9 protein-coding genes are annotated in these 10,950 nt (G+C 56.2%); 2 read left to right on the top strand and 7 right to left on the bottom strand.

The genetic code is table 11. The annotated features are described in order from the left end of the window. Nucleotides 1-150: 150 nt before the first annotated feature. Genes hemG through pepQ form a run of 4 tightly spaced genes read right to left on the bottom strand, consistent with a single transcriptional unit; the run spans nucleotide 151 to nucleotide 4,134 of the window. Nucleotides 151-684: a menaquinone-dependent protoporphyrinogen IX dehydrogenase gene (hemG, locus tag HFD94_RS15710; RefSeq protein ID WP_167433282.1), complete on the bottom strand. Its 534-nt coding sequence runs from the start codon at nucleotides 682-684 to the stop codon at nucleotides 151-153. A 17-nt stretch (nucleotides 685-701) separates the two neighbouring features. Next, nucleotides 702-2,153 (bottom strand): Trk system potassium transporter TrkH, encoded by a 1,452-nt coding sequence (gene trkH / locus HFD94_RS15705; protein ID WP_010257200.1) that lies wholly within the window; start codon nucleotides 2,151-2,153, stop codon nucleotides 702-704. 32 nt (nucleotides 2,154-2,185) lie between these two features. Beyond that, on the bottom strand, nucleotides 2,186-2,803 hold the full coding sequence (locus tag HFD94_RS15700; RefSeq protein ID WP_010257205.1) for an IMPACT family protein: 618 nt from the start codon (nucleotides 2,801-2,803) through the stop codon (nucleotides 2,186-2,188). After that, nucleotides 2,803-4,134, bottom strand: coding sequence for a Xaa-Pro dipeptidase (gene pepQ / locus HFD94_RS15695; RefSeq protein ID WP_010257210.1), 1,332 nt, complete (start codon nucleotides 4,132-4,134; stop codon nucleotides 2,803-2,805). The genes HFD94_RS15700 and pepQ overlap by 1 nt, the downstream gene beginning before the upstream one ends. Nucleotides 4,135-4,320: 186 nt before the next feature. Between pepQ and fadB the strand changes: the two genes are divergently transcribed. Together fadB and fadA are read left to right on the top strand one after the other, a co-directional pair. Next, nucleotides 4,321-6,504 (top strand): fatty acid oxidation complex subunit alpha FadB, encoded by a 2,184-nt coding sequence (gene fadB / locus HFD94_RS15690; RefSeq protein ID WP_167433281.1) that lies wholly within the window; start codon nucleotides 4,321-4,323, stop codon nucleotides 6,502-6,504. Nucleotides 6,505-6,514: 10 nt separating this feature from the next. Further along, entirely contained in the window at nucleotides 6,515-7,678 is a 1,164-nt protein-coding gene (fadA, locus tag HFD94_RS15685; RefSeq protein WP_064690483.1) for an acetyl-CoA C-acyltransferase FadA, read from the top strand. Nucleotides 7,679-7,758: 80 nt separating this feature from the next. On the opposite strand, the gene fre is transcribed toward fadA, so the two are convergent. From fre to pepE, 3 genes are all read right to left on the bottom strand, one after another. Then, complete coding sequence (gene fre / locus HFD94_RS15680; protein WP_010257219.1) at nucleotides 7,759-8,460, bottom strand: NAD(P)H-flavin reductase; 702 nt, start codon at nucleotides 8,458-8,460, stop codon at nucleotides 7,759-7,761. A gap of 41 nt (nucleotides 8,461-8,501) precedes the next feature. Continuing rightward, nucleotides 8,502-9,986 (bottom strand): 4-hydroxy-3-polyprenylbenzoate decarboxylase, encoded by a 1,485-nt coding sequence (ubiD, locus tag HFD94_RS15675; protein WP_010257222.1) that lies wholly within the window; start codon nucleotides 9,984-9,986, stop codon nucleotides 8,502-8,504. A gap of 80 nt (nucleotides 9,987-10,066) precedes the next feature. Then, nucleotides 10,067-10,792: a dipeptidase PepE gene (gene pepE / locus HFD94_RS15670; protein WP_010671685.1), complete on the bottom strand. Its 726-nt coding sequence runs from the start codon at nucleotides 10,790-10,792 to the stop codon at nucleotides 10,067-10,069. Nucleotides 10,793-10,950 lie beyond the last annotated feature (158 nt).

Here is a 10,950-nt window from a genome sequence, read left to right as displayed (position 1 = left end):
GGCGCAGTCTCCTGTGCCTCTCAACCCGCTTCCCGTTGCCGGTGTTCCGTGTCGATGGAGGCGCATTATAGGGAGTTCGCGCGGGCTGACAAGTGTTTATTACGAAAAGATTATCGTTCGCAGTAATTTTCATCAAATCGCGCTATTTCGCTACAATTTGCCTGGTAACTGTGCAAAATCATTGGCAAAAGTGCTTACCTGCTGCCAGTCCGTATACTCCACTTCTTTCGTCGAATCTGTCTCACCACCGGTCATGCGCATAATCAACTGGATCATGACGCGATCGAACCAGCGATAGCGCGGATAATAGAGCGCGCCTGCGAACACGGCACAGCAGTCAGGCTGCCACGGCGAGTGTGCCAGGAACTTCTGCGTATAGGCATTGGTTTCAGGAGAGCGCTTCTCAGGTTTGCGCGCCGTCAGGTTCACCGAAAAGAAACCGCTGGTACGCTGCTGCAACTCATGACGGTGTTGTTTAACGAACTTATCGACGACCGGCTGAAAATGGCCATAGCGGATAGATGCGCCAATTAATACGCGATCATACTGTGCCCAGTCAGGCAGAGAGGCATCCTGAATGTTCAGTACATCACACTGCTGCTGCTGACGGATCACATCAGCAATAGAAGAGGCAATCTTCCTGGTTTGTCCGTCGCGAGTGGAATAGAGAATCAGCGCTTTCATGTCAGCATCCTTATTAATTATTCACGCCAGAAAGTAGGCGTGAACAGCACCAGCAAGGTGAATACCTCGAGACGCCCGAACAACATGGTGGAAATAAGAATCCATTTCGCCACGTCATTCATTGAAGTGAAGTTATCAGCTACGACCCCTAAGCCAGGGCCGAGGTTATTGAGCGTCGCGGCAACGGCAGCAAAAGCCGAGAAGTCATCAACACCGGTAGCGATGATCGCCAGCATGCTGATCAGGAACACCAGCGCATAAGCCGAGAAGAATCCCCATACGGCTTCAAGGATACGTTCCGGCAGCGCCCGGTTGCCCAGCTTAATGGTGTAGACCGCATTGGGGTGAACCAGACGCTTAAGCTCACGGTTACCCTGCTTGCATAACAGCAGTATGCGAATCACCTTCAGACCACCGCCGGTTGAACCGGCACAGCCGCCGATAAAGGCGGAGCACAACAGCAGTACCGGCAGGAACAATGGCCAGCGTGCGATGCTGTCGGTCGTGAATCCCGCCGTCGTCGCCATGGAGACCACCTGGAAAAAGGCCTGGTTCAGCGTCTGCCAGCCACTTTCATAGACATTATGGAACCAGAGCACCAGGGTACAGATCAACACCAGCGTCAGCTGAACGCCAATAAACATGCGGAACTCAGGGTCGCGCCAGTACACACGCAGATTGCGTCCGCTTAACATGGCAAAGTGCAGGCCGTAGTTGCAGCCGGAGATCAGCAGAAACACCGCCACGATGGTATTGATAGTGCCACTGTTAAAATAGCCGATACTGGCATCATGGGTTGAGAAGCCGCCAATGGCGATAGTCGAGAAACTGTGGCCAATAGCATCAAACGCTGGCATTCCCGCCAGCCACAATGCCAGCGCACAGGCTATCGTCAGCAGGACGTAGATCAGCCAGAGTGTTTTAGCCGTCTCGGCGATACGCGGTCGCATTTTATTATCTTTCAGCGGCCCCGGCATTTCAGCGCGATAGAGCTGCATGCCCCCGACGCCCAGAATCGGCAGTATCGCCACGGCTAATACGATGATCCCCATACCGCCCAGCCACTGCAGCATCTGCCGATAGAAGAGAATCGCCTTAGGCAACGAGTCCAGCCCCACCAGCGTGGTGGCACCGGTGGTTGTCAGGCCAGAGAAAGATTCAAAGAACGCATCCGTCACCGAAAGATGCGGCTGTTCGGCAAAGATAAAGGGCATCGCCCCTACGCTGCCCAGCACCGTCCAGAACAGGACCACAATCAGAAACCCTTCCCGCGGTTTGAGTTCGGTTTTCTTTTTGCGATTCGGCCACCACAGCAGCGAGCCGATCACCAGCGCCATCATAAAGGTCTGGCTAAACGCCCGCCCTGCGCCATCGCGATAAATTAAGGCGACCAGGCCGGGCAAAATCATCGTCACTGAAAAGAGGATCACCAGCAGACCGACTATGCGGGTAATGGCGCGAAAGTGCATTCAGCCGTTCCTTTAAATAAAAGAGATGAACATCATGGTGTGAGCGGGATCAGCGATAACGCGCCCCGACTAAAGTCTGACAGATTTTTTTTGAACCCGTCGATCTGTCCGTAAGGTACAGCCAGCGTCAACGCAATACGATCCTGAAACTGGCTGTCGGTCACCTTACCTTCAAAACGCTGTACCAGCCGTTCAATATCACTGAGCTGTGCATAGTCACATTGCAAAGTGAACAGCTTCATCGGCACTTTGCGCTGCCGTGGCAGCTGCTTAAGCCCCTGCTGGACGCCACCACCATATGCTTTCACTAAGCCGCCGGTTCCCAGCATGATGCCACCGTAGTAACGCACCACCACAGCGGTAATCTCGCCAATATCCGCGCCCATCAGTTGCGCCAGCATCGGTTTCCCTGCCGTACCCGAAGGTTCACCATCATCAGAGAAACCGAGTTGCTGAGAATCATTCGGCGCGCCCGCTACCCAGGCCCAGCAGTGATGCCGGGCAGTGGGATGCTCGCTTTTAACCTGCTGGACAAACGCGCGCGCCGCCTCTGCACCCTCGGTGTGCGCCAGTAGCGTAATGAAGCGACTCTTTTTGATTGTCTCCTCACTGCTGCTTACTGGCACAGCGGGAATATCAAAGGCCTCCATCAGGCCAGATGCAGATCGCGGGTCATGTTCTCAACGCGATGCGCATGGATCACCACGTTATCCTCGATACGAATCCCGCCATAAGGCCGAAGCGCATCAATGGCCTGCCAGTTAAAGTGCTGACTGAAACGGCCTTCACGCAGCGGCTTCAGTAACGAATCAATAATATAGAAGCCCGGCTCAATGGTTAATACCATGCCCGGTTGCAGCACGCGGGTGCAGCGAAGATAAGGATATTGCGCTGGCGCGGCGAGATGCGTGCCCTGCTCATCCTGCATAAAACCGGCAACGTCATGGACCTGCAGACCCAGCGGATGCCCCAGGCCATGTGGCATAAACGGACCGGTCAGATCTTCAGCCACCAGCGCTTCTTCGCTGATTCCCTGAGCCAGCTCAAACTTCAGCAACATCTTCGCAATACGCTGATGCATCTGAAGGTGGTAATCGGTGTAGCGTACGCCCGGTTTCAGCGTGGCTATCAGGGCCAGCTCTTCAGTGTTCATCGCCTCAACCATTCTGGCATAGAGCGAACTGCTCTGCGCCGCATAGCTGCGGGTCAAATCAGCGGCATAGCCAAGATACTCGGCACCCGCATCAATCAAAAAGCTATGGCGTTTCGCTGGTGGCTGATGATCCAGCCGGGTGTAGTGCAGCACCGCAGCGTGCTCATTCAGCGCAATAATATTGCCGTAAGGTACATCGGTGTCGCGATGACCGGTAGCGGTCAGATACGCCTGATTGATATCGAACTCACTTAAGCCCGCCGAGAACGCCTCTTTCGCCGCGCGATGACCGGCAACCGCCAGCTTCTGCGCCTGGCGCAGACAGGCGAGTTCATAATCAGTTTTGATGCTGCGATGGAAGTGCAGGAAGTCGATTACCGCTTTAGGATTAATATTGCCAGAGGCAATACCGAGCTGAGATGCACGCGCGTTAACCGGGCCGATATAGGCGACGTTATCACGCTGTGCAGGCAGCAACTGCGCTATCTCATCCGCATTTTTCAGGCCGATAACGTCGACATCCCCGGTCCAGAAGCTATCCGGCAACGGTTCAACGTTATGCCAGTAATCCACCGGAGAGTAGAACCACAGTTTCGGTTTGTTCACCCCATCAATCCAGAGCCAGCAGTTGGGCACCTGCGTCACCGGCACCCAGGCCTTGAACTGCGGATTCACCTTAAACGGATAAGTGTGATCATCCAGAAACACCGTCAACAACTCACCGGAATGGATCAACATCGCATCCAGTTTATTGCGTGCCAGCACCTGCTGCGCCCGTTGTTGCAACGTGGCGATGTGCGCGTGATACAAGGTCTTCAGTGAATCCATTGACGTCTCTCCAGTGTCGCGAAATGGCCGCAGTTTAGCATACCCCTTGCGCAGATGCCGAAGTCGGCGCAGCTGTGATCTTGTTAGCAAATAAGCAAAGACCAGTTTGCAAAAAATTAACATCGCTCCCACACTCACGATCATCTGGTATGACCAGATCACCTTTCGCGGTTTCAGGAGACGCACATGCTCTACCAAGGCGCTAACCTTACTCTTCACTGGCTGGACGATGGCATCGCCGAGCTGGTTTTTGACGCTACGGGCTCGGTCAACAAGCTCGATACGCAAACTGTCGCCAGCCTGGGCGAGGCAATAGCTGTGCTGGAGCAGCAGCCAGAACTGCGCGGCCTGCTGCTGAGCTCCGCTAAACCTGCCTTTATTGTAGGGGCAGATATCACCGAGTTCCTTTCACTGTTTGATGCACCCACCGAAAAACTGAGCCAGTGGCTGAGTTACGCCAACAGCATCTTCAATCGTCTGGAAGATTTGCCGGTACCGACTCTGGCCGCCATTGACGGCTATGCACTGGGCGGCGGATGTGAATGCGTACTGGCAACCGATCTGCGTATCGCTACTGCGGACGCCCGTATTGGCCTGCCGGAAACCAAACTCGGCATCATGCCGGGATTTGGCGGCAGCGTGCGATTGCCGCGCCTGCTGGGCGCCGACAGTGCGCTGGAAATTATTGCGGCGGGAAAAGATGTCGATGGCAATGCCGCTCTTAAACTCGGTCTGGTCGATGCCGTGGTGTCTCGCGAGAAACTGCGTGAGGCGGGAATCACCATGCTTAAGGCCGCTGCCACTGATGGCAGCTGGCGCGCCCGCCGGGCCCCTAAGCTGGCTCCGCTGAAACTCAGCCCGATTGAAGCGGCCATGAGCTTCACTATCGCGAAAGCCATGGTGCTGCAAACCGCAGGCAAGCATTATCCCGCTCCGCTGATGGCGGTAAAAACCATTGAAGCTGCAGCCAGCCTTGGCCGCGATGACGCGCTGAAGCTTGAAACCGCAGCGTTTGTGCCGCTGGCACAGTCTGATGAAGCACGCGCGCTGGTCGGCATCTTCCTCAACGACCAGTATGTGAAAGGTCTGGCGAAAAAGCGCGGCAGCGAAAGCGGCGCACCCGCTCAGGCAGCGGTACTGGGCGCAGGCATCATGGGTGGCGGCATCAGCTACCAGTCTGCGTGGAAAGGCGTGCCGGTCAGAATGAAAGATATCAATCCACAGGCGTTAACGCTGGGGATGAACGAAGCCAGCAAGCTGCTCAATAAGCTGCTGGAACGCGGCAAAATCGACGGCCACAAACTCGCCAGTGTGATCGCCACTATCCAGCCCACGCTGGATTACGCCGGTTTTGAACAGGCTGATGTGGTGGTTGAAGCGGTGGTAGAGAACCCGCTGATCAAGGCAAAAGTGCTGGCGGAAACCGAACAGCATCTGCGTGAGGATGCGATTCTGGCCTCCAATACCTCGACCATTCCCATCAGCCAGCTGGCGCAGGCGTTGCAGCGTCCGGAAAACTTCTGCGGCATGCACTTCTTCAATCCGGTACCGCGTATGCCGCTGGTAGAGGTGGTTCGTGGCGAGAAAACCAGTGAAGCGACCCTGAGCAAAGTGGTGGCCTGGGCCAGCAAAATGGGCAAAACCCCGATCGTAGTGAATGACTGTCCGGGCTTCTTTGTTAACCGGGTGCTGTTCCCTTACTTCGCCGCTTTCAGCCTGCTGCTGCGCGACGGCGCCGATTTCCGTCAGATTGATAAAGTGATGGAAAAACAGTTTGGCTGGCCGATGGGCCCCTCATGGCTGCTGGATGTGGTCGGCATCGATACCGCGCACCACGCGCAAAGCGTCATGGCTGACGGTTTCCCGGATCGTATGAAGCATGACTATCGTGATGCGATCGATCTGCTGTTTGATGCCGGTCGTTTTGGCCAGAAAAATGGCAAAGGCTTCTGGCGCTGGGAAGAAGATAAAAAGGGCAAGCTGACAAAAGTGGCTGATACCGAAGTGGATACGCTGCTGGAGCAGGTCTGCCAGCCTAAGCGGGTCTTCAGCGACGAAGAGATCCTGAATCGCATGATGCTGCCAATGCTGAATGAAGTAGTGCGCTGCCTGGAAGAGAAGATTATTGCCTCGCCAGCGGAAGCGGATATGGCGCTGGTCTATGGTCTCGGCTTCCCGCCTTTCCGTGGCGGCGCTTTCCGCTATCTCGATACCCTGGGCAACAGCAATGTGGTGGATCAGGCCCGGCGTTATAGCGCGCTCGGTGGCTTATATGCCCTGCCTGCGCTGCTGGTGCAGAAAGCCCATCAGCATGAAAGCTGGTATCCCGCCGCCAAACCGATTGATGAAGCCGCGCTGAAAAGCGCCTGAGGGCAAAAAGATGGAAAATGTGGTGATTATTGATGCGGTGCGCACGCCAATGGGACGTTCAAAAGGCGGCGCCTTTCGTCACGTGCGCGCTGAAGATCTCTCTGCGCACCTGATGCGCGAACTCCTGAGCCGCAACCCGGCGGTGAACCCGACATCACTGGACGATATCGTCTGGGGCTGCGTACAGCAGACGCTGGAACAGGGATTTAATATCGCGCGTAACGCTGCGCTGCTGGCCGAAATCCCGCATTCAGTGCCGGCCACCACCGTCAACCGACTGTGTGGCTCTTCAATGCAGGCGCTGCATGATGCGGCCCGCGCCATTATGGTCGGCGATGCGCAGTGCTGTCTGATCGGTGGCGTGGAGCATATGGGACATGTGCCGATGAATCACGGCGTCGACTTTCATCCCGGTCTGGGCCGAACCGTGGCAAAAGCAGCAGGCATGATGGGCTTAACGGCTGAAATGCTGGCGCGAATGCATCATATCAGCCGTGAGCAGCAGGATGCATTTGCCCTGCGTTCGCATCAGCGGGCCTGGCAGGCCACCCAGCGTGGGGACTTTGCAACAGAGATTGTCGCCACCTATGGTCACGACAGCGACGGCATTCTTAAACGCTATGACTTCGATGAGGTGATTCGCGAGGAGACCAGCGCCGAAGGACTGGCGGCACTCAAACCCGCCTTCGATCCGGTAAACGGCACCGTCACGGCGGGTACATCGTCGGCGTTGTCAGATGGCGCGGCCGCCATGCTGGTCATGAGTGAATCACGCGCCCGTGAGCTGGGGCTGACACCGCGCGCGCGCATCCGCAGCATGGCGGTGGTGGGCTGTGATCCTTCGATAATGGGCTATGGACCGGTACCGGCCAGCAAACTGGCATTGAAACGGGCGGGACTGAGCGTCAGTGATATCGATGTGTTTGAGCTGAACGAAGCCTTTGCCGCGCAGACGCTGCCCTGCATCAAGGACTTAGGTTTGCTGGAACGGATAGATGATAAGGTCAATCTGAATGGCGGCGCGATTGCGTTAGGCCATCCGCTGGGCTGCTCCGGCGCACGCATCAGCACAACGTTGCTGAATATTATGGAGCGACGCGACGCCCGTTTTGGCCTCGCCACCATGTGCATCGGACTGGGTCAGGGCATTGCGACCGTATTCGAGCGTCTGTAATACGTTGAGTCTTACTTTGCCAGATTTACCCGCCGTAAACCGGCGGGTTTTTTCTGTCTGCTACAGGCTGCTACAGGGAATCAGATAAAGGCAAACGCATCGCCATACATCTGTGACTCCACTGCGCCACGCTCGGCACAGAAACGATCGCGGGCAATCTTCGCCATCTCAAAACGTCCGGCGATGTAGATCTCATGCTCGCTCAGCGTACTGAAGTCCTGCATTACTGCTGTCAGTACCGTACCTGAACGGCCCTGCCAGCCCGCTTCAGGTTGCTCGACAACCGGAATCACCTTCAGGTTCGGGTGCTTCACCGCCAGCGCATCCAGCTCTTCCAGATCGTACAGATGCTTGAGCTCACGTCCGCCCCAGTAAATGGCGATATCGCGCTCTGGCTGTTCCGCCAGTGCAGTGAGCAGAATCGAACGGGCATAGGAGAAACCGGTGCCGCCTGCAATCAGAATCAGCGGCTTGCTGCTCTCTTCACGCAGCCAGGCATCGCCGTGCGGCATATCAACCGTAATCTGGCGATCGTTACGGATGCGATCCATGACGGCCATGGCATAGAGGTTCAGATCGGACGCGCCGATATGCAGCTCAATGATATCTTTTTCCATCGGCGTTGAGGCCAGTGAGAACGGACGCTTGTCACGCTCGTCCATCACTACCATCAGATACTGTCCCGCGCGAAAACTGAATTCCGCTTCAGGGATCAGGCGAACGCGATAGACCGTGTCGGTAATCGCCTCAACCGAAGTTACTTTACAGCTTAACGTTGTCATGCGTTCCCTCTGTCGGGTCGTCTTTATGGTTGTGCTCGCCATCAACGCTGTGGCGGCTGATCAAAAATACCTAGCTCATCCCAGATAGCATCAATGCGCGCGGTGACCGCAGGATCTTTGACGATAGGTGTACCCCATTCGCGCTGCGTTTCACCTGGCCACTTATTGGTCGCATCCATCCCCATCTTCGATCCCAGCCCGGAAACGGGCGAAGCGAAATCGAGATAATCGATTGGGGTATTTTCCACTAATACCGTATCGCGGGCCGGATCCATACGCGTGGTGATCGCCCAGATCACGTCGTTCCAGTCACGCGCATTAACGTCATCGTCACACACAATAACAAATTTGGTGTACATGAACTGCCGCAGAAACGACCAGACGCCAAACATGACACGTTTGGCATGCCCCGCGTACTGCTTTTTAATCGTCACGACCGCCAGCCGGTATGAACACCCTTCTGGCGGCAGATAGAAGTCCACGATCTCCGGGAACTGCTTCACCAGAATCGGCACCAGCACTTCATTCAGCGCCACACCCAGCACCGCAGGTTCATCTGGCGGACGGCCGGTATAGGTGGAGTGATAGATAGGCTTATGGCGCTGCGTAATATGCGTAACGGTAAACACCGGGAAGCTATCTACTTCATTGTAGTAGCCGGTGTGGTCGCCGTAAGGTCCTTCCGGCGCCATATCGCCCGCTTCGATATACCCTTCCAGCACGATTTCCGCGCTGGCGGGAACTTCGAGATCGTTCGAGAGGCATTTCACTACTTCGGTTTTATTGCCGCGCAGTAAACCGGCAAACGCATATTCTGACAGCGTATCGGGCACCGGCGTTACGGCCCCAAGGATAGTGGCAGGATCGGCACCCAGCGCCACCGAGACCGGAAAACGCTCACCCGGATGCGCTTTCGTCCACTCCAGATAGTCGAGCGCGCCGCCACGGTGCGACAGCCAGCGCATGATCAGCCGATTTTTGCCGATCACCTGCTGCCGGTAGATACCGAGATTCTGCCGCTCTTTGTGCGGGCCGCGCGTCACGGTCAGCCCCCAGGTAATCAGCGGGGCCGCATCGCCCGGCCAGCACTTCATCACCGGAATCCGCGTCAGATCGACTTCATCGCCGCTGAACACCTCTTCCTGACAGGGTGCATTGCGCAGGCGTTTGGTCGGCATGTTCAGGACCTGCTTAAACTGCGGCATCTTATCGAACAGATCGCGGAAGCCTTTTGGCGGCTCCGGCTCTTTCAGGAAGGCCAGCAGTTTACCCACTTCACGCAGTGCGCTGACCTCTTCCTGGCCCATGCCCATTGCCACACGCTTTGGTGTGCCGAACAGATTGCACAGTACCGGCATGTCGTACCCTTTCGGGTTTTCAAACAGCAGAGCCGGGCCACCGGCACGCAGGGTGCGGTCGGCGATTTCAGTCATTTCCAGTTCAGGATCGATCGACTGGGTAATGCGCTTTAGCTCACCGCGCTGTTCGAGCAGCGCGAGAAAGTCTCTTAAATCGTGATATTTCATGCGGCTTTAGCTTTCCGGCCAGAGTGAATCGGCCATTATAGGTCTGATTAAGCGGTTATGCTGAGGTTTATATGGCAGCGTCATACGCACTGAAAGGGAACCAGCGGTTGTAACGCGCGGGCATCGTGATACCCCTGAATCGGCTCGCCGTGGCGAAACAGTTTAAAATCTTCGTTTCGCACGCTGTGATAGCGCAGCTGATTGTCGTGAACGTGCAGAAAACTGCCTTCACGCAGTGCAATCACCGACTCGGTCGGATTAACTGCACAGAACTCTGCCAGCCGTTCGTCACGGGTTTCGCCCATATGACCGCTGACGCTGGCATCCAGATAGTGGGGATTAATCTGCACCGGAAAGAGTCCCAGCGCAGGCAGCACCACGCTGCTGCGCACCGGCATATCGTTCGTGGTACGGATTGAGGGCGTCGCCACGTTGCAGCCTGCGCTCCAGCCGACATAAGGTACCTGCCGCTCCCGCACCGCGCGCTGAATCGCCCCGATCAGACCCTGCTCATGCAGCATCTGATTCAGGAACCAGGTGTTGCCGCCGCTGACTAAAATCAGCTCTGCCTGCGCAATCGCTTCAGCCGGTGAGGCGAATGCCTGAACCCGCTCAACCTGAATGCCCAGAGAGGCACTGAGTTCGGCGGCGCGTTGCTGCTGATCGCCACGAATAATCGCGTAGGGGATCAGTACCGCCGAGCGGATAGCGCGTCGGGCAGTCATGGCGTGCAGCTGCGGCTGCGCATAGCCCAGCAGCGGCGCATCATCCGCCAGCTTGCCGTTGCTCAACAGAAAGAGTTCCATCAGAGGATCCTTTTGCAGATGTGATGGTCATTGAGTCTGATACAGAGCAATAGCAGACGTCAATTTTCAGTCACCTTTTCTGCTGCCATCGGGCATCTTAAGAAAAGTCTCAGTTTATTTTCTTTGCGGGACGCTTTACCCTGCCCCTGCGCTATAAC

This window comes from Pantoea sp. EKM20T (genome assembly GCF_011800485.1).
GTDB classification, from domain to species: Bacteria; Pseudomonadota; Gammaproteobacteria; order Enterobacterales; family Enterobacteriaceae; genus Pantoea; species Pantoea agglomerans.
The sequence above is the reverse complement of the archived record's forward strand: the minus strand, read 5'-3'. Positions and strand labels throughout refer to the sequence as shown.